Genomic DNA, 18,586 nt, shown 5'->3' on the forward strand with positions numbered 1-18,586 from the left:
GTTCTGGAGTGCCGGGACCCGTTGTGTGCGGCCCGGGGTTTGGGCTCAGCGAATTCGGTAGACGTGGTAGCTGGTCAGGCTGGCGAAGGTGTCGGTGAAGGTGCCATCGGCAGCCGGGGTGATCGTGCGGTTCTCGCCCAGCACCTCGATGCTGCGGCCCCGCAGCTGCGGGGGCAGGGTGAAGGTGCGTCGGCCGGGATGAACCGCGTCACTGCTCATCGCGAAGATGTGGGCCGACCCGTCGTGCAGCTTGAGCATCGTCTCCAGCCCCGGCCCGAAATCCCACCGGTAGGACTGGGTGTTCAGCACCGGTGCCAGGGCCTGGACCTGCCGATTGACCTCACCCATCGCGAGCACCTGGGCGCGGCAGGCATAGCCAGGACGCTGGGCGTCGCGCAGCGCATTGCCGGTGCTGCACTTGCCACCGAAGGACTGGTTGAACCAGATCAGTCCACGGGCCTCGTGGATGATCGAGCTGATCGCGGCCGCCTTCACCTCGGCCGGTGTCAGATCGTGGAAGCTGGTGCCGTCGGCCGCCACGTCGACATTCTCGATGAAATTCCACACCGGCTGCAGCTTGCCGTCGCGCGCATCCCGCCAACGCATCGACTCCACCGTGCGGCCGTAGTTCTGCGGGCTGCGGCAGGTCTGCTTGGTGAAGGGCGTCTGGTAGGCGAAGCCATTGGGCTGGGCCCAGCTGCACTGGCCCGTGGAGTACCAGTAGGTGTCCAGGCTGACGGTGTCGGTGAAGGAATTGGCGTAGCTGTCCGCGGCCTTGTTCCACGCCGGGTTGTTCTGGTGCCAGCTGATCAGCATGCCGGTGAAGTTGGCGTAGCGGAACTTGCGGTGGTCTGGCAGCTTGTTCGCGATGGACTTGAGGTGGGCCAGGCCGGGCTGCGGGGCGAAGCGCCCGTCCACCTCGTCGTCCAGGTAGTCCCCCACCCAGGCCCGGTCGCTGCGGGGCTGGTTGCGGACCCCGGAGCCGATGTAGCTGACACCGTTACGGGCGAAGAGGCGATGGTCCATGGACGGATTGGTCACGACATAGGTGTTGATCCCCAGAGCCTTGTCGGCCCGCACCTCCGCATCGGAGCTTGCCCCGCCCCACCAGACAGCAATCGGGAAGTGAGCCGGGCTGGTCCAGCCGCCGCGGACGGCATCGGGGAAGCGGGAGTAGTAGCCGGGGCCGCCTTCCCAGGCGATCCGCGGGAGCTGCAGCGAGGCGATCCTCCCGCCCGGCTGTGGGGTGGCTCCCGCGTCGGGCTTGGCCGGTGCAGTGGGCTTGGGTTCGGTGGGCTTGGGTTCGGTGGGCTTGGGTGCGATGGGCTTGGTGGCAGTGGGCTCGGGGCGCGGCGGGACCGGCGCCTGGCCCAGCACGACGGGTTGGCTGGTTGCCTTCGCCCGGCCAATGGTGCTGCTGCCGGCGGGGCTGCGCTTCATGCCGGTGGCCGTACCCTGCAGCCGGACGGCCTTGCCCACCATGCTGCGGGTGATGGGGGTCACGAGATTGACCCCACCCCGCCAGCAGCCGGACAGGTACCAGTTGACGGGCAGCTTCTGGCCACCAACAAGGGCCAAGCCGACGGTGGTGCAGTCGATACTGCCCGAGTCACTCGGGGTGACCCGCAGGGCAAGGGTCTGGCCGACCTGCTTGGAGGTCAGGACCGGGCTCTCGGTGGTGAAGGTGGTGGCCTTGGCGGCGCCGGCCGGGGTCGGGGCGAGGATGCCAGCCATCAGGACGGCGGCGAGGGCGCCGGAGATCGGCGCGCCGAAGCGGGCATGACGGATCATGTCGGGAATGGTCCTTCGGTTGTCGGGGGGGTGGGTCGGTGGAACCACGCCCCCGCCGGGCCGTCCCTCTGGACGCGCCTCGCAAGGGTCCGCCCGACCCCTGCGAAGTCCACTGGGTCAGATGCTAGACATAGCTGCGCGTACTCAACAAATTGTCGCAACAACCCCTAGTCACAAGGGATTCAGCGCCGACGAGAGGAGTCCCCGGCCAGCGGCCAGGATGCCCAAACGCCCCACCTCCTCCGCGATCCGCCGAGTGACCCCGCGAGGACGCGTCAGGGGGTGCTGATCGGGATCGGCGTCTCCCCCACCTTGATCTGGATGTGCTCCTTGCCCTCGTCGGCATTGTCGACGGTGACATCCACCGGCAGCTGGTCGGCTCCGGCGGTCAGCGTGCAGATCATCTTCTCGTTCAGCTTCATCTTGAGATCCCCCGGGCACTCGATCTTGTCCGGCTTCTGACCGACCTTCTCGGTCAGCATCTCGGAGACCTTCGTCTCCATCCTGCTCTTCTCCATGCTGCGCCTGGTGCTGACCGACGTGGAGCAAGCGGTGATGGACAGGGCGAGGGCCAGCAGGCTGGCCACGGCGGTGACAGGTGGTTTCGCCATGATGGAACGCTGGATGCGTGGGGACCACCCCCTCTGACCGTCGATCTGCCCGTTCAGTTAAGCCCCAGAATTCACCGCGTGTTGAATCGCACGCCAAGGGGCATGGAACTGAGAGCCAGAGCCGTGTGTCACCAGATCTCAGCTCACAGGAACTCCTCAGATAACCCAGACCCCTGCACACACGGGAATTCCGCGCCCCGAGGGCACTCCGTGCACCCCCTCAAATCCTGAGAGACATTCTGAGATAATTTCAGCTGCGGGGGAAAATGTGCCAAGGTTCACTGGCAGTCAAACGAACCCCACATGTCAGGAACCCTTCATGAAGATGCGCTCCACCATCGCCTCCGTGGCCCTGATGGCCATCAGCGCCGGGCCCGTGGCCCTCAGCTGCACCTCAACGGCGCACGCCGCGCCGACCGCCCCGTCGCGCCAACTGCCCGCCGCCAAGGCCAAGCTCTGGTACGCCACCGGCACCGTCTACTTGCGCACCGGCCCCGGCAAGGGCTACCGCACCCTCGGGACCCTGAAGAAGGGCTACCGGGTCGGCAACGCCGGCTCGGCAACCCGCGGCTGGCAGCCGGTCAACTACAAGGGCCGCCAGGCCTGGGTGTCCAAGCGCTACCTGACCACGGCTCCCGTGAAGACGAGCAAGTCCAAGGTCACCCCGAAGCGCGCCGCGGTCACCAGCAGCGCCCGCCACATCAGCATGCCGCGCGGCGTCAACGGCAACGGCTACCGGGTGGCCGTCACCGTTCGCAACAACTTCCCGCAGATCTCCAGCATCGGTGGCTACCGTGCGGGTGACGGCGGCGACCACGGCTCGGGCCGCGCCGTCGACGTGATGATCCCGAACTATCGCTCCAACCGGGCCCTGGGCTCCGAGATCGCCAACCACCTGCGCGCGAATGCGTCGCGACTGGGCGTCAGCTACGTGATCTGGGACCAGAAGATCTGGTCGGTGCAGCGCTCCAGCGAGGGCTGGCGCTACATGTCCAACCGCGGCAGCGACAACGCCAACCACAAGAACCACGTGCACGTCAGCGTTCGCTGACCGCCCGCCGTCGGGCCCGAGTCCTCGTCGAGGATTCGGGCCCGATGCCGTGCTGTGAAACAATTGGTCGGCTTGGGCACCCGCCCGCGCCTTCGCCTTCATTCTGGAGACCGCCCCTGTGGATACTGCCGAGCTGCTCACGCACGCTTCCCGGCGACGCACCTTCGCCGTGATCAGCCATCCCGACGCGGGCAAGTCGACGCTCACCGAGGCCCTGCTGCTGCACGCCCACGTTCTCAACGAGGCCGGGGCCACGCATGGCAAGGCAGGCCGCAAGGCGACCGTCAGCGACTGGATGGAGATGGAGAAGGACCGCGGCATCTCGATCAGCTCGTCGGCCATCCAGTTCCGGCACGACGACCTGGTCTTCAATGTCGTCGACACCCCCGGCCACGCCGACTTCTCCGAGGACACCTACCGGGTGCTGACCGCCGTCGACAGCGTGATCATGCTGCTGGATGCCGCCAAGGGCATGGAGCCGCAGACCATGAAGCTCTTCGGGGTGTGCAAGCAGCGCGGCATCCCGATCATCACCGTGATCAACAAGTGGGACCGCCCCGGCCACGAGGCGCTCGAGCTGCTCGACGAGGTGCAGGAGCGCACCGGGATGCGTCCCACGCCCCTGACCTGGCCGGTTGGGATCGCCGGCGACTTCCATGGCGTGATCGACAACCGCACCGGCGAGTACATCCAGTACACCCGCACACCCGGCGGCAGCACGCTGGCGATCGAGGAGCGGATGACCCCGGCCGAGGCCGAGGCCAGGCTGGGCGAGGTCTACACCACCGCCGCCGAAGAGGCGGAACTGCTGGCCGCCGACGGCTATGCCCATGACTTGGACGACTACCTGGCGCAGCGCAGCACCGTGGTGCTCTTCGCCGCGGCGGTGCTGAACTTCGGCATCGGCCAGTTGCTGGAGGTGCTCTCCGAGCTGGCGCCGCCGCCGCATCCCCGGCCCGACGTCGACGGTTCGCCGCGGCCGCTGGAGGCCCCGTTCAGCGCCCAGATCTTCAAGGTGCAGGCCGGAATGGATCGCAACCACCGCGATCGGCTGGCCTTCGCCCGGATCTGCTCCGGCGTCTTCCACCGCGGCGACGTGGTGACCCGCGCTGCCAATCGTCGCCCGCTGGCCACCAAGTACGCCTCCAATGTCTTCGGGCGGGATCGTGAGACCATCGAGCAGGCCTGGCCGGGCGATGTGATCGGTCTGGTCAATGCCGGTGACGTGCGCGCCGGCGACACCCTCTACCTGGACGAGCCGGTCACCTTCCCGGAGATCCCGTCCTTCCCGCCGGAGCACTTCCGGCAGGCCAGCGCTGTCGATCCGTCGCGGCACAAGCAGTTCCAGCGCGGCATCGAGCAGCTGGACCAGGAGGGCGTGATCCAGGTGCTGCGTTCGGATCGTCGCCCCAGCCAGATGCCGATCCTGGCCGCCGTCGGGCCGATGCAGTTCGAGGTGGTCAGTCACCGGATGGAGCACGAGTTCAATGCCCCGATCCGCCTGGACGGCCTGCCCTTCGGCCTGGCAATGCTCACCCGCAGTTCCGACGCACCCACCATCGACGCCCATCCCGGCGCCGAGGTGGCGCAACGCAGTGACGGCGCACTGCTCGCCCTGTTCGCCGACTCATGGCAGGCGCGCTTCTTCCGGCAGCGCAATCCCGACGTCCTGCTCGAATCCTTGACCCATGACCCTGCTGGCCCGGCCAGCGCCTGACCCCGCTCGAAAGGAGCATCGATGGCTCGCAATCGTTCCTCGTCCCGTAAGCCCAAGTCCGCCGCCAAGGACGCCCTGACCGCCCCCGACAAGGGGGTGCTGCGGATCGTCCCGATGGGTGGCCTGGGTGAGATCGGCCGCAACATGCACGTGTTGGAGATCGACGGTCGCCTGCTGGTGATCGACTGTGGCGTGCTCTTCCCGGACCCCGACCAGCCCGGCATCGACGTGATCCTGCCCGACTTTGCCTGGATCGCGGACCGGCTCGACGCCGTCGACGGCATCGTGCTGACCCATGGGCACGAGGACCACATCGGTGGCGTGCCCTACCTGTTGCAGCTGCGCCCCGATATCCCGCTGGTCGGCTCCGAGCTGACCCTGGCCCTGATCAGTGCCAAGCTGCAGGAGTACCGGATCAAGCCGGTGCTGCAGAAGGTGCGTGAGGGTGACCGGGTCAAGGTCGGCAGCTTCGACTGCGAGTTCGCCGCGGTGAACCACTCGATCCCCGACGGCCTGGCCGTCTTCGTCCGCACCGCGGGCGGCACGGTGCTGAACACCGGCGACTTCAAGATGGACCAGTTCCCGCTGGACCAGCGCATCACCGACCTGCGGGCCTTCGCCCGCTTCGGTGAGGAGGGCGTCGACGTCTTCATGCCCGACTCCACCAATGCCGAGGTGCCCGGCTTCACCACCGGTGAGCGGGATCTGGGACCGGCGATCGCGGAGGTCTTCCGCACCTCCCCGAAGCGGATCATCGTCTCCAGCTTCGCCAGCCACGTACACCGCATCCAGCAGGTGATCGACGCCGCCCACGAGCACGGCCGCAAGGTGGCCTTCGTCGGCCGTTCCATGGTGCGCAACATGGGCATCGCCCGGGATCTCGGTTACCTCAAGATCCCCGAGGGCGTGCTGGTGGACCACCGCGACCTGAGCCGGATGCCCGACAACAAGACCGTGCTGATCTGCACCGGCTCCCAGGGTGAGCCGATGGCGGCCCTGGCCCGGATCGCCAAGAACGACCACCAGATCAAGGTGGGCCCCGGCGACACCGTGCTGCTGGCCAGCTCGCTGATCCCCGGCAACGAGAGCTCCATCTATTCGATCATCAACCAGCTGGCCGAGCTGGGCGCCAATGTGGTGCACAAGGGCAATGCCAAGGTGCACACCTCCGGGCACGCCAGCGCCGGTGAACTGGCCTACTGCCACAACATCATCAAGCCACGCAATGTGCTGCCGATCCACGGCGAGTGGCGTCACCTGGACGCCCAGGCCTCGATCGCCAAGCGCACCGGCGTGCCCGAGAAGAATGTGCTGGTGGTGCGCGACGGCGCGGTGATCGACCTGGTCGACGGCCGGATCAAGGTGGTCGGGCAGGCCCCGGCCCGGCAGGTCTTCGTCGAGGGCGGCAAGGTGGACGTCGTCACCGACGAGACGCTGGCCGATCGTCGCGCCCTGGCCGAGGACGGCGTGGTGACGGTGCTGCTGTTCATCGACCCGAAGAATGGCGACATCGTGGAGGATCCCGAATACCTCAGCAAGGGTGCCCTGCCCAGCGCCGAGGAATTCGAGGAGCTCACCCCGAAGATCCAGAAGGCCCTGCACAGCGCGGTTTCCGCCGGCCGGACCGACCAGGAGGTGCTGGAGCAGGAGGTCTTCCGCACCGTCACCAACTGGTTCCAGCGCGGGCGGCGCAGCAGTCCCGTGGTGATCCCGGTTCTGATCGACGCGTAGTCGCGACGTGGGCTGGTGGACGCCTGTCTGTCAGGCCTCCACCAGCCGCGTGACGATGTGCTCCCGGTAGCGCCGCGCCTCCCGGTTCATCGCACAGCAGTGCCAGCACGGCCCCTGCAGGTCCTAGGCTGGTGGGCCTGATGCACCGTCGCATCACGAACTTGGAGGTTTGCAGATGGACACCACGCCACTGGTGATCGGCGTCGATTCCTCGACGACCAGCACCAAGGCCCTCGTCGTCGACGCCACCGGGCAGGTGCTGGCCCAGGCCAGCCGCCCCGTCGCCATGCTCACCCCGGGGATGGACCGTTATGAGCAGGATCCGCGCGAGTGGTGGAGCAGCACCCGCGAGGCCGTCACCGACGCGATCGGCCAGCTGGACGCCGCCGATCGGGCGCGGATCCAGGCGATGGCCGTCACCCCCCAGCGGCAGAGTTTCGCCCTGGTGGACGAGACCGGCGAGCCGATCCGTCCCGGCATCCTGTGGCTGGATGGGCGCGCCAGCGAGCAGGTGGCGCGGATCGGCAGTGAGGAGGTACACCGGCTGAGCGGCTTCCAGCCGGATGTCACCCCGTCGATCTACAAGATTGCCTGGCTGAGCCAGCACGAGCCGGACCACGTCGCCCGGGCCACGATGGTGGCCAGCGTGCACTGCTACCTGACCCACGCCCTGACCGGACAGTGGCTGGACTCGGCCGCCACCGCCGACAGCCTCGGCATGCTGGACATGGCCGCACTCACCTGGAGCGACCAGTTGGTGCAGGCCGCTGGTCTTCGCCGCGAGCAGCTGCCGGAACTGGTTCCGCCGGGTGAGGTGCTGGCCGAGCTGCTGCCCGAGGTGGCCGCTGATCTGGGCTTGACGGGGCCGATCCCGCTGGTGGCCTGCTGCGGCGACGGCCAGGCCGCCGGCCTGGGTTGTGGCGCAGTGCGCCCCGACGAGGCCTACCTGAACATGGGGACCGCGGTGGTGGCCGGGGTACATAGCCCTGAATATCGCACCGCCGACGTCTACCGCACCGACGCCGCCGGGCTGCCCGGTCACTATGTGCTTGAGGTGGTGCACAATTCCGGCGCCTATCTTGCGGGGTGGTTCCGCAGCCAGCTGGGTGATCCGGCGATGGAGGGCAAGCCGGACCCCGCCCTGGACGAGGCCGCGGCAGCGGTGCCCGTCGGCTGCGGTGGGTTGAGCGTGCTCCCCTACTGGAATGCGGTGCAGAGCCCGGAGTGGGATCCGTTGGCGAAGGGCGCGATCGTCGGTCTGGCCGGATCCCATGGCCGGCCGGAGATCTACCGAGCCATCCTGGAGGGTCTCAGTGTCGCCGTCGCCCGAAATCTCGTCGGGCTGCAGGAATCCACCGGCACCCCGCTGACCAGCGTCCGGGTGATGGGCGGCGGACAGCGCAGCCCGCTGTGGCGGCAGATGATGGCCGATGCGCTGGGGCTGCCCCTGACCTGCTGCGAGACCGAGGAGGTCAGCGCGCTCGGTGCGGCCGTTATGGCGATGGCCCATTTGGGGGTGCACGGCTCGATGGCCGAGACCGCCACGGCGATGTGTCACCTGGGCGAGGTGGTCCAGCCGGATCTGGAGGCGCACGAGGTCTATCGGGAGCTGGCGGAGATCCAGGCCGGGCTCTACCCGGCGCTGCAGGAGACCTTCCGTCGGCAGGCGGACTTCGCCCAGCGGCACGGGAGCTGACCCGCGATGCGAGGACGTCGGCAGCCGCGGCCGAGGTGGTGGCCATTTCTTGTCCTGGCCCTGACCGCGGTGGGCGTCGGACTGTTGCTGGCCGGGGTCGTGGTGATCTCGACGATCGTCAACCAGTCCGGGGCCGTCCCGACCCCCGGGTCGGCCCCCGCCACGCCCTCCCGCTCGCCCTCCGCAGCAGTCTCCTCGACACCCTCGACCCCACCCACCCCCACGGGCTCATCGACACCCACAACCTCACCCACCCCCACGAGCTCATCGACACCCACAACCTCACCCACCCCCACGAGCTCATCGACACCCACAACCTCACCGACGACGGAAGCCATCACCAGGACCAGTTATGGCGCCGTGCTCGACCCGTCGAAGTGCTCCGCCTCCAGCGACTACTGGAAGGGCAACCGTCGCTTCTACGTGACGCGTGCCGAGGAGCACGGGTGCTTCACCAGCCCGTGGTTCGACGGCACGCATCCGGTGATGCTGTCCTTCGGCCACAGCGACGCCCCGTGGTATGCCAAGACCGGGAGCCATCATGGCATCGACATCGATCTCCCGGTGGGCACCCCGGTCCGCAGCGCCATCTCGGGCACGGTCCGGGTACGTCCCGCATCGCTGGGCACGGTGTATGGCGTGAAGGCCCTGCTGCTGCGCTCCGACGGCCACGACATCGTCCTGGGCCACCTGTCGTCGGTGGTCGTGCAGGACGGGCAGCGAGTTGGCCCCGGCGATCTGCTGGGGCATTCGGGGATGAGCGGGGTTGAGGACATGGACGGTCCTCACCTGCACTTCGAGGTGCGCCCGGTGGGCGGCACCTATCGCAGCGCCCTGCACCCGTGGAGCTTCTTGCGCGCCCAGCGGAGCTGACCGACTACCGTGTGCCCGTGATGCCCCACGTCGGCGACGGCGCCGATGTGTTCGTTGAGCCCCCCCCGCAGGAGTGACCACCACCCCGGTGGGCGCCGCGGCACGCGTTCTGGGCGTCGCCCACCTGGACGGGGATGCGGTCAGTGCTCGTCGAGGTGTGCCTCTGCGTCCAGCTCGCCAGCCGCGTGACGGGCATCGTCGGCGGCGCCGCTCGACGCGTCGAACATCTCGTCGGTGTTTTCGTCCACGGGGTTCAGCCGGGTTTCCGACATCGGCATGTCGGGGCCCGGGTCCTGATCGACATCGGGCTTGAACGGGCTCTCGGTCACGACGTCCTCCTCGGATCGGGTGTGGATGGTCCTGCGGCTGCCACGCTAGGCGAACCGGGGCGTCGCTGGGGAGGGCTTTGAGCCCTGAGCGCAACCGCCCGGCCTGATGGTGCGGTCGCCCCTCCTTGTTGTTGCGCCGCGCCGCACGACGGCCCAGGACCGTCAGTTTGGCTCCCGCGCACCGCTCCAACGAGCCTGTAACGAGGCCCTCGCCGACACCGCGGGGTGGGGCCCGATCGCAAGCAGATGCGGCATCGGGTTAGGGAAGCCTCACCCCCGTGGGCGTGACGCCGATTCGTCCGAACCGCAACAATGGTTGCGGGTGATGTGCCCGACTTCCCCGCCAGTACCAAGAAGGAGCCCCTGATGGCCCAGTCCTCGCCCAGCGCTGACACCACCACACGTCCGGTTGCCCTGGTGATGGGCGCTTCTCGCGGTCTCGGCCTGCTCTTGGCCCAGGAGCTGGCCGAACGGGGCCATGACCTGGCGCTGTGTGCCCGTGACGAGGCGAGTCTGCAGCGCGCCCGCCTGCAGCTGCTCTCCCGCGCACCGGCCGCCCAGATCCTGGTCGTCCCCTGCGATGCCAGTGACGGGGAGACTGTCGAGGCTGCCGTGCGGCGCGTCGAGACCGAGCTCGGGCCGATCGAGGTTGCCATGCACGTTGCCGGCATCATCGAGGTCGGGCCCTGGCAGGCCACCCGACGTGAGCACTTCGAACGGGCGATGGACGTGATGGCCTGGGGCCCGATCAATCTGGCCCTCGCCGTGGCGCCGCTGATGACCTCGCGCGGGCACGGCCGAATCGGCATCGTCGCCTCCATCGGCGGCAAGGTCAGCCCGCCCCGGCTGCTGGCCTACTCGACGGCCAAGTTCGCCGCCGTGGGTTTCAGCGAGGGCCTGGCTGCCGAGCTGGCGGGCACCGGTGTCACCGTCACCGCCATCGTCCCCGGCCTGATGCGCACCGGCTCGCACACGGCGGCCACGTTCTATGGTGATGCACCGCGGCAGTACGCGTGGTTTGCCCCGGCGGCCTCGTTGCCCGTCCTGAGCATGGATGCAAACAAGGCCGCTCACCAGATGGTCGAGGCAGTGCTGCGCGGACGGCCGGTGGCGCTCGTCTCGCCACTGTCGCACCTGGCCAGTCGCGTGCATGGTGTGCTGCCGGGCGTCACGGTGCGCGCAATGGGGCTCGTCAGCCGGGTGTTGCCCAAGGGTGACCAGCCTGAGGTGATCCGTGGCGACGAGGCTCGTGAACGCCTCGGTTCACCGCTGGTGAACCGTCTGACGACCTTGGGAGACCGGGCGAGTCGACGCACCAACGAGCGACCGGACGCCTGAGCGTGCGCCTGTGGAGCCTGCACCCGCAGCACCTCGACCGAATGGCACTCGTGGCCGGCTGGCGTGAGGGGCTGCTGGCACAGAAAGTGCTGCAAGGCCTGACGAAGGGCTACCAACACCATCCGCAGCTCGAACGCTTCCGTGCCGCGGACGAGCCGGTGCGGGCCGTGGGAGCGTGGCTTTGCGGTTTGGCGGAGGAGGCCGACGCGCGCGGCTACCGATTCGACCGGTCTCGTATCGTCGAGCCCGCCGACCTGCCCGGGCTGCTGAGCGTCACCGACGGCCAGCTGGCCTTCGAGGCCGACCACCTGCAGCGTAAGGTGACCCAACGCTCCCCTGACTGGTTGCCGAGGTTGGACGGGGCACATCCGCATCCCCTCTTCCGGGTGGTGGCCGGGCCCGTCGAGGGCTGGGAGCGCCCCCCAGAAGTATGCCCAGACTGACCGTGTGCGGGGTGACCAGCCCGCGGATCACGTGCGAGAATCGACTGGCCAGACCACCGCAGCAGTCTGCGGTGCCGTAACAGATTGCTGTCACGAGTGACAGGAGAATGGTGACCATGGCGCGGCCTGCCTGGACGGCCGGGCGGCCGCGCCGGCCACCGATGGCACCTCTACTTGCCACACTGGACCCATGACCCGTAACCCTCGCCGCGGACACTGGGCCGGAGGTGACCTCGCCTTGGCCGTGACGGCGGTGGTCTTCCTCGTCCTGGCGGTGCCCGGGGTGGTGCCGCAGAACCACGACCCGGTGATGGGTACCTACACGGAGGCTGGATGCGCACCACAGCCCTCGGGGCGGTGTCGTTCACATGGCACCTGGACCAGCGACGACGGCACGATCACCCGGACGATCGACTGGTTCACCGATGGCGTCGGCCCTGAAGGCACAACACGTGCCAGCTGGGACCCGGACGGCCCGGTGCCCTCAAGCCGCAGAGGTCGCTCCGGTGCCTGGCTACTCGGGGTCACGGGTCACACCGGACCCCTGTTGATGGCGGCAGCTTGCGTGGCCACTCTGCTGTGGCGGCAGTGGGTCAGCCGGCGAGCAAGACGATCATGAGCAGACGCACAGCACGGCAGCTTCCACCGCATCCAAGATCCCCAGAGAGCAGATCCGCTGGGGGACGTAGCGGTCCTACATGAGCGGGGCACCCGGCTTCGCGCGCTCACCCACGGTGATCGCCGCCGGGGTGACGACCCGGGCGTAGACGCCAAGGTTCATGTCACGCTCCCGCCCGAGGTACTTCAGCCAACCGTCCCCGGCTGGGGCACCGTCCTGAGGCACGTCGATCATCCGGCAGCGCGGGATGCGCTCGGTGACGTGGAGACGCGCGATGCCGAAGGCCAGGTCGAGACCCACCCAGGCCTCCTCTGCGAACGGTTCACTGGTCTGCAACACCACGTTGACACGCAGGCGGCGGGGGTCCGCGTCGATTCCCCACTCGCGGGCGCACCAGTCAAGGGTTGCACTGCCCACCAGAGAGACGGGGCTCCCGTCGTGGTGCGGGACGGGACCCTCGGGGCGCAGAGAGACGGGCGTGCCCATCCGCGCCGAGAGGTGGGCATCCAGCTCTGGGTCTCCTGCCATCCAACTCTGCCCGTCACCGTCCACGTGAACGGTGAAGCCGTCGGTGCGGGCCGAGAAGTCGAAGACCTCGTCGTGACGGCGGAAGCGGCGTGAGTCCTTGCCCGAGGCGAGATGCCCCTCCTCGTCGACCACCGCGAACCATCGATCGCCCGCCACACCCCGGTGGTCCAGCTGGACGAACCGGAGTTCCTCGCCGCCCATAGACTTGACGGGGTAACGCCGGATGCGGGTGACACGGAAGGGCATGGGACCAAACCTAGTGTCAAGCACCCGGAGTGCCCGGAGACGTGGTCAGCCCACGATGAGGAGTTCGAGTGCTCAGGTCCGCTGGCAGTGTCTCGACGGTCATCCGCCCCGCCGCCGAAACGCTGCTGTGGAATTTCACCGTCCTGGGCGAAGCAGCCAACCAGCTCTCCAACACCGTCAAAGAGTCACACTCCATGACTCGCGGCAAAGTAGCGCTTCTCAACAGGCGGCGTTGACCAATGCAGCCACTCCACGGCGGAAGTGGTCGAGGTCGACTGCGGCGCCGGAGGGAATGCCTTCGGCTAAGGCCGCGCACAGTGCCGGATGAGCTTCAGGGTCGGGCGCGGGGGTCTGTCGACGGGGCAGGGCGTACTCATTGAGGGCGTGGGCCATGGTGAACATGCTGAGCGTGTTCACGACGTCCACCGCTGACGCGTACGACAGGCCCCGCTGGTGGAGGCTGGCGACGACGCGGTCGATGACGGTCATGGACTCCGGCGTGCTGACGTGCCGACCGAGCATGATCGGCAGCGCGTTGGGGTGTCGCAGCAGCTGGTCGCGGAGCTGGTCAGCGAAAGCGCCCGCATAGTCCTGCCAAGACGCTTGCGTGGACAAGGCATCGGGGTCGAGCCGGCAAACGACCTCGTCCCAGGCTGCCGCGAGCAGCGCGTCCTTGTTCGGGTACCAGTGGTAGATGCTCATGGCCTCCACCCCAAGGTGCCGCGCCACGTTGCGGACGCTCACCGCGTCCAGGCCCTCCGTGTCGGCTACCTCGAGCACCGCCTGCCGGAGGACCTGTGCGTTCAGCCCTGCTGGTGTTCCGCGTCCACGCCCCATCACGCCTCCTTGAACTTATGGTGTAAGAATAACGTATTCATACATCGTAAGAAGGATGGTCATGGAGACGTCAACCCTGAGCCACAACCGGGACTTCACCCTCTTGTTGTGGGGTCGGACATGCCAGATCACTGGTGGGGCCATGACCGCGTTGGCTCTGATGCTCTACACCGTCGATCTGACCGGCAGCAGCCAGTGGGGTGCTGTCGTGATGGCCGCCAGCACGATCGGCAGCCTCCTGATGAGCCTGCCGGCGGGTGTCCTGGCCGACCGGTGGGACAGGCGTCGCATCATGGTTCACACCTCCCTGCTGCTCGCCGTGGTCCTCGCGTCCGTGCCTGCGGCCGCCGCGGTCGGGGTGCTCCACCCACTGCACCTGGTTGTCGCGTCGTTCCTTGTCGCAGTGCTGGGGGCCTTCTTCGGTCCGGCCGAGCAGGCGAGTCTGTCGACCTTGGTGCGGAGCGAGGATCTGGCGCCCGCGGCGTCGCTGAACCAGGCGCGCTCCGCGGTCGCGAACCTGATTGGTCCCAGTCTTGCTGGCGCGCTCTACGCGTTGGGGCATGCCCTCCCGTTGCTCGGTGATGCGCTGCTCAACCTGGTCTCCGCCCTGGTCGTGGGACGGATCCGAACACCCCTACCCGCCCCGGCCGACGGCGGGCCGCCGCATCGTCCAGGCCGTGACCTGCGTGACGGGCTGCGGTTCATCGTCGCCACACCGCCGATCCGGGTCGTGGTGGGGATGACCGCGATCGCGTCGTTCGGGTTCGGCGGCCTGTTGGCGCTGATCACGCTCACGTTCAAGGCCCAGGGGCAGTCCGATGCCCTCATCGGTGGGATGCAGACGGCTTACGGTCTAGCCGGACTGGCCGGCGCCCTGGCTGGACCGTGGTTGCTGCGCCGGGCCAGGACACCAACCCTGTTCATCGGCGGAATCCTGACCAACTGCGCCTGCGCCGCTGCCATGGCGGTGTGGCCGCAGCCCCACGCCATCATTGCGCTGCTGTGTCTGGCGTGCCTGACGCTGCCGCCCGGCATGGCCGGTGTGCAGGCCTACCAGCTCACCATCACACCGCCCGAACTCCAAGGACGCGTCGCGGGAGCCAGCGGGTTCCTCACCCTCGCGCTCGCACCCGCGGCGACACTGCTCGCGGGAACACTCGCCAGCCGCCCATGGACCTTGGCAATCAGCCCATTCCTCAGCGCCATCGGTCTCACCGCGGTGATCGCCATCGCAAACCCGCACATCCGCACCATCGGTGTGCCCGGCAGAACTTCCGAGTGACCCCCGCGGTGCGGACGTTGATGTATCCCGGAGTTGCGAGGGGTGACCAGCACCGGGGTCTGCATCGGGACCGTGGCCCTGCCGCCTAGCATTGGCGAGATGGACACGGTGTTGTTGAAGTCTTTCCAGCCGCTGGAGCGTGTCGCCCAGCTCCGCTGTGAAGGCACACTCGTTGGGGACTGGGACAGGGTCGGCGGCCCAATGGTTGTGCCGCAGTACCAGCGGATGGTTGAGGAGATGGCCGCCCACGGAATCGACTGCGAGGGCAACCCGCCCGTGTGGGCATGGCATGGCCGGGAGACGCTGCTGGACGCGTCCATGCTGCTCAGCGTCGAACACGAGCTGCGCCAAGGGTGAGCCACGATCTCCTTCCGCGCACCGCGGGATCTCGTGCTCCTGACTGACTACGCCGTCTGGTGTGACTTCTTCCTCGGTGGCACCGAGTGGGATCCCACGCTCTTTCGATCTCCGGTCGAACGGTCAGCGGACGACTGGGCTGGGTTGACGTGTGGCGTGCAGGCCGTATGGCCCTACCTGCGACGTGAATGGATCGACACCATCCAGCCACTGCCAACAACAGGCTGGGACGAACTGGACTTGGACACCCTCGTTTGAGAGATGACATCGGTGGCATAGGAACTCAAAATAGTGCGTCTTGCCGGGGCAGGTTCCGGATCAATTGCGACAGATCAGGGGGCAGCCAAACGTCATGCAGACCCGATCGTCACCCTGGCAGCGCAACAGACGGGTTTGCCCTGACGCGACGTCAACCTTTGAGGATGGGGACATGAAGCTCTCCCTGCCGCTGTTTCTGTTTGCCGAGGGTGCGTCTCTATTCGGAAACTCGACGATCTCGATCGTCTTGCCATGGCTGATCGTGGCCCGCACCGGTGACCCAGCGACCGCCGGGCTCGTGTCGATGGTCACGGGGATTCCCGCCATTGTCGCCGCGCTCGTGGGTGGGCATCTGATCGACCGCATCGGCCGCCGACGCATGGCGGTTGCCGCTGACTGTGGATCGGCGCTCAGCGTGGCGTCTCTGGCTGTCGTTGATCGTCTCTGGGGGCTCGACGTAGCGTGGTTTGTCGTGCTCGGACTCGCCGGCGTCCTGTTCGACGTCCCCGGCATGACGGCCCGCGAGACCCTGATGGCCAACGTCGCTGAGACCTCAGGCGCGACGCTCGACCGCATCGCCGCCCTCCGTCAGAGCGTCGTCGGCGTGACCTTCCTGGCAGGACCCGCGCTCGCCGGTATCCTCATGTCCGTGCTTGACCCTATCCGCGTGGTCTGGATCACCGCGGGGTGCTCAGCGCTTGCCGCCCTCGCGACAGCGGTCATGCCGCTGCGTCCCGCTGCCGCCGTCGCTGCTGGTGCACCAAAGGACTCGCCACTGGCCGGCTTGGCCGTGGTGAGGGCCAATCCCGGAATCGTCGCCGTCCTGCTCCTCTCGTTCGCGTCGGCCCTTCCGTTCGCCCCGCTACTGGCGGTCATCTTGCCCGCCCACTTCCAGGCGATGGATGCCCCAGGGCTCCTCGGCGCGGTCTCCTCGATCTATGCCGTGGGCTCGATCATCGGTTCGATCCTGTACGCGGTCGGCGCCACGCGCTGGCGTTGGGGCTCGTGGCTGGTATCGCTGGCGCTGTTCACCGCGTCATTCGGCCTGATCGCCACCCTCGAGGGGTTCTGGACAGTGGCCGCCGGAATGGGATTCATCGGCCTTGCGGGCGGCCTCATGGGGCCGATCTTCACCGTGGGCCTGACTGAGAACGTGCCCGACGCGCAACGGGGCCGGGTATTCGGCTTGCTGAACGCGCTGGCGTTGGTGGCCGCGCCGCTGGGGCTGGGGATGATCGCGCTGCTGCTCAGCCGCTGGCCCCTGCAGGTCGGGGTGTGGGCGCTGCTGGTCGTCTGGGCCCCGGCCGCCGTGTACGGCGTTGTCTCCACGAACCTGCGGGACTTCGTGGAACCTCCGGAGAAGGTCGGATGCTGACGATCTCGCAGCTCGCCGCCCATGTCGGCGTCAGCGTACGCACGGTTCGGCACTACCACCAGATCGGTCTGCTGCCCGAACCCGAGCGCGACGCATCCGGCTACCGCCGATACGGCACCGACGCGGTGATCAATTTGGTGCGGATCCGCGGTTTGGCGGCCGCGGGAGTACCACTCACGCGAGTCGGCGAGCTGCTCGAGGCCGGACCGGCGGAGTTCGCCCGGGCGATCCGCGACGTCGACACCCTGCTCGCGATTCAGATCCGTGAGCTGGAGACCCACCGGGCGCGGCTGACGCGAACGACCGATCCAGATGCAGGTGTGCTGGGCCCTCAGGCTCAACGCTTGCTGACGCGGATGGCTCAGTGGGGACTTCCCCCAGGCTTCATGGACATCCAGAGGGAGGCCGCGGTGCTGATCTCGGTGATCTACCCAGACCACTGCGAGGACTGGATGCGGTCACAGACCGAGGCCCTGAACGATCCCGAGGCTGAAGCGGTCTATCGGCTGTGGGCGGATGCGCACGACTGGAACCCCGATGATCCACGTATCGAAGACCTGGCCAAACGTTGTGTGGCAATCACGACAGCGCACCACCCCGTCGACCGCCCCGGTGAGGACTGGTGGTCCGACTTGGACACCACCCCCTACCAGCTCATCGACCTGCACAGTACCCAGAGATCGCCCGCATGGCGTCGGCTCACCCGCCAGGTCGATGAACTGCTGCGGGACGCAGGCTACGAGATGGCTGACTGACGCCGACCCAAACATGCCCGGTCTTTCCTTGCGCGCACCCGGACCGCACTGAAGATCCGGGCAGCGTCCGATCATCGGCTACATGGCGAATCCCTTGCAGAGGACCCCCGGCTCACGACCACCAGATTTGTCCGAGCGATCGGTGTCAACTCCTTGGGCGAGACCAGCGGCAGATTGGAGGGTTCAGGTCGCTTTGCCGTACTTGCGGTGCATCGCCTGCTTCGTGACCCCGAGCACAGCGCCGATCTCTGCCCAGGAGAATCCCTCGGTTCGCGCTCGCCGCACTGCGATGACCTCTGCTGAGGCCAGATCCTGACGCTCCCGAGCGAGACGCGCCAATTCATCGAGGATGTGCCCTCGAGCATCCGAACCGATCACAGTCTTCATCAGTGGCGTTCAAGAGCCTCCGGCGAAAAGCACCACTTTCGGCATGACAGCGCTCACGCGCACCGGGGCGATGGCAAAGATCTCGAGGGAGGCGTCCCGCAGAAACCGACTCCTACGCACTGGCCCCGTAAGGCCTTCCTATGATTCAGGTCGTCGGCTGACTGAGCGGCGATGCAGTGAGAGTCCCAGAACCGTGATCAGTGCTGCCAGCACCGTGCTGGCAGCGAGGACCACGCTCGGCTCCCAGAGCCAGAAGTATCGGGGAGGAACGCCCAGCAATCGTGGTGCGGCCACGAAAGCGCCGACCACCATGGTGCCCAAGACCGCCCATACGATGACATCCACACTGGTTCGGGGGCTCC

17 protein-coding genes are annotated in these 18,586 nt (G+C 67.7%); 11 read left to right on the forward strand and 6 right to left on the reverse strand.

What is annotated here, in order from left to right; all coding sequences use genetic code 11:
* Positions 1 to 45 precede the first annotated feature (45 nt).
* Both AAEX57_RS12800 and AAEX57_RS12805 read right to left on the reverse strand, forming a co-directional pair.
* Complete coding sequence (locus AAEX57_RS12800; RefSeq protein ID WP_342092789.1) at positions 46 to 1,791, reverse strand: hypothetical protein; 1,746 nt, start codon at positions 1,789 to 1,791, stop codon at positions 46 to 48.
* A 275-nt stretch (positions 1,792 to 2,066) separates the two neighbouring features.
* The gene (locus AAEX57_RS12805) at positions 2,067 to 2,402 is read right to left on the reverse strand and encodes a DUF4333 domain-containing protein (RefSeq protein WP_342092788.1); all 336 of its coding nucleotides are present in this window, start codon (positions 2,400 to 2,402) and stop codon (positions 2,067 to 2,069) included.
* A gap of 319 nt (positions 2,403 to 2,721) precedes the next feature.
* On the opposite strand from AAEX57_RS12805, the gene AAEX57_RS12810 reads away from it, so the two are divergent.
* The 5 genes from AAEX57_RS12810 (at position 2,722) to AAEX57_RS12830 (ending at position 9,470) form a co-directional block, all read left to right on the forward strand.
* Positions 2,722 to 3,453, forward strand: a complete 732-nt coding sequence (locus tag AAEX57_RS12810) for an SH3 domain-containing protein (RefSeq protein WP_342092787.1) — start codon at positions 2,722 to 2,724, stop codon at positions 3,451 to 3,453.
* 118 nt (positions 3,454 to 3,571) lie between these two features.
* Positions 3,572 to 5,170 carry a peptide chain release factor 3 gene (locus AAEX57_RS12815; RefSeq protein ID WP_342092786.1) on the forward strand — a complete coding sequence of 533 codons (1,599 nt, stop codon included), beginning with the start codon at positions 3,572 to 3,574 and terminating at the stop codon, positions 5,168 to 5,170.
* Between the two features lie 21 nt (positions 5,171 to 5,191).
* On the forward strand, positions 5,192 to 6,901 hold the full coding sequence (locus tag AAEX57_RS12820) for a ribonuclease J (RefSeq protein WP_446721159.1): 1,710 nt from the start codon (positions 5,192 to 5,194) through the stop codon (positions 6,899 to 6,901).
* A 175-nt stretch (positions 6,902 to 7,076) separates the two neighbouring features.
* Positions 7,077 to 8,597 (forward strand): xylulokinase, encoded by a 1,521-nt coding sequence (locus AAEX57_RS12825; protein WP_342092785.1) that lies wholly within the window; start codon positions 7,077 to 7,079, stop codon positions 8,595 to 8,597.
* A 360-nt stretch (positions 8,598 to 8,957) separates the two neighbouring features.
* A complete protein-coding gene (locus AAEX57_RS12830) occupies positions 8,958 to 9,470 on the forward strand; it encodes a M23 family metallopeptidase (protein ID WP_342092784.1) in 513 nt (170 codons plus the stop codon).
* A 140-nt stretch (positions 9,471 to 9,610) separates the two neighbouring features.
* On the opposite strand, the gene AAEX57_RS12835 is transcribed toward AAEX57_RS12830, so the two are convergent.
* Positions 9,611 to 9,799: a hypothetical protein gene (locus AAEX57_RS12835; RefSeq protein WP_342092783.1), complete on the reverse strand. Its 189-nt coding sequence runs from the start codon at positions 9,797 to 9,799 to the stop codon at positions 9,611 to 9,613.
* A 366-nt stretch (positions 9,800 to 10,165) separates the two neighbouring features.
* Between AAEX57_RS12835 and AAEX57_RS12840 the strand changes: the two genes are divergently transcribed.
* Both AAEX57_RS12840 and AAEX57_RS12845 read left to right on the forward strand, forming a co-directional pair.
* The gene (locus AAEX57_RS12840; RefSeq protein ID WP_342092782.1) at positions 10,166 to 11,137 is read left to right on the forward strand and encodes an SDR family NAD(P)-dependent oxidoreductase; all 972 of its coding nucleotides are present in this window, start codon (positions 10,166 to 10,168) and stop codon (positions 11,135 to 11,137) included.
* Between the two features lie 2 nt (positions 11,138 to 11,139).
* Positions 11,140 to 11,580 (forward strand): pyrimidine dimer DNA glycosylase/endonuclease V, encoded by a 441-nt coding sequence (locus AAEX57_RS12845; RefSeq protein WP_342092781.1) that lies wholly within the window; start codon positions 11,140 to 11,142, stop codon positions 11,578 to 11,580.
* A gap of 694 nt (positions 11,581 to 12,274) precedes the next feature.
* Here the strand turns inward: AAEX57_RS12845 and AAEX57_RS12850 are convergent.
* Both AAEX57_RS12850 and AAEX57_RS12855 read right to left on the reverse strand, forming a co-directional pair.
* Positions 12,275 to 12,973: an MOSC domain-containing protein gene (locus AAEX57_RS12850; protein WP_342092780.1), complete on the reverse strand. Its 699-nt coding sequence runs from the start codon at positions 12,971 to 12,973 to the stop codon at positions 12,275 to 12,277.
* A gap of 219 nt (positions 12,974 to 13,192) precedes the next feature.
* Positions 13,193 to 13,810, reverse strand: coding sequence for a TetR/AcrR family transcriptional regulator (locus AAEX57_RS12855; protein ID WP_342092779.1), 618 nt, complete (start codon positions 13,808 to 13,810; stop codon positions 13,193 to 13,195).
* Positions 13,811 to 13,871: 61 nt separating this feature from the next.
* Between AAEX57_RS12855 and AAEX57_RS12860 the strand changes: the two genes are divergently transcribed.
* From AAEX57_RS12860 to AAEX57_RS12875, 4 genes are all read left to right on the forward strand, one after another.
* The gene (locus AAEX57_RS12860) at positions 13,872 to 15,092 is read left to right on the forward strand and encodes an MFS transporter (protein ID WP_342097790.1); all 1,221 of its coding nucleotides are present in this window, start codon (positions 13,872 to 13,874) and stop codon (positions 15,090 to 15,092) included.
* A 201-nt stretch (positions 15,093 to 15,293) separates the two neighbouring features.
* Positions 15,294 to 15,449 carry a hypothetical protein gene (locus tag AAEX57_RS12865; protein ID WP_342092777.1) on the forward strand — a complete coding sequence of 52 codons (156 nt, stop codon included), beginning with the start codon at positions 15,294 to 15,296 and terminating at the stop codon, positions 15,447 to 15,449.
* Positions 15,450 to 15,879: 430 nt separating this feature from the next.
* Entirely contained in the window at positions 15,880 to 17,082 is a 1,203-nt protein-coding gene (locus tag AAEX57_RS12870) for an MFS transporter (protein ID WP_342092776.1), read from the forward strand.
* Positions 17,076 to 17,837, forward strand: a complete 762-nt coding sequence (locus tag AAEX57_RS12875) for a MerR family transcriptional regulator (protein ID WP_342092775.1) — start codon at positions 17,076 to 17,078, stop codon at positions 17,835 to 17,837. Before AAEX57_RS12870 ends, AAEX57_RS12875 begins: the two co-directional genes overlap by 7 nt.
* Before the next feature lie 183 nt (positions 17,838 to 18,020).
* On the opposite strand, the gene AAEX57_RS12880 is transcribed toward AAEX57_RS12875, so the two are convergent.
* On the reverse strand, positions 18,021 to 18,224 hold the full coding sequence (locus tag AAEX57_RS12880; RefSeq protein ID WP_342092774.1) for a helix-turn-helix domain-containing protein: 204 nt from the start codon (positions 18,222 to 18,224) through the stop codon (positions 18,021 to 18,023).
* Between the last annotated feature and the right edge of the window lie 362 nt (positions 18,225 to 18,586).

The sequence above is a fragment of the Luteococcus sp. H91 genome, from assembly GCF_038433135.1.
In the GTDB taxonomy this organism is placed as follows: Bacteria; Actinomycetota; Actinomycetes; order Propionibacteriales; family Propionibacteriaceae; genus Luteococcus.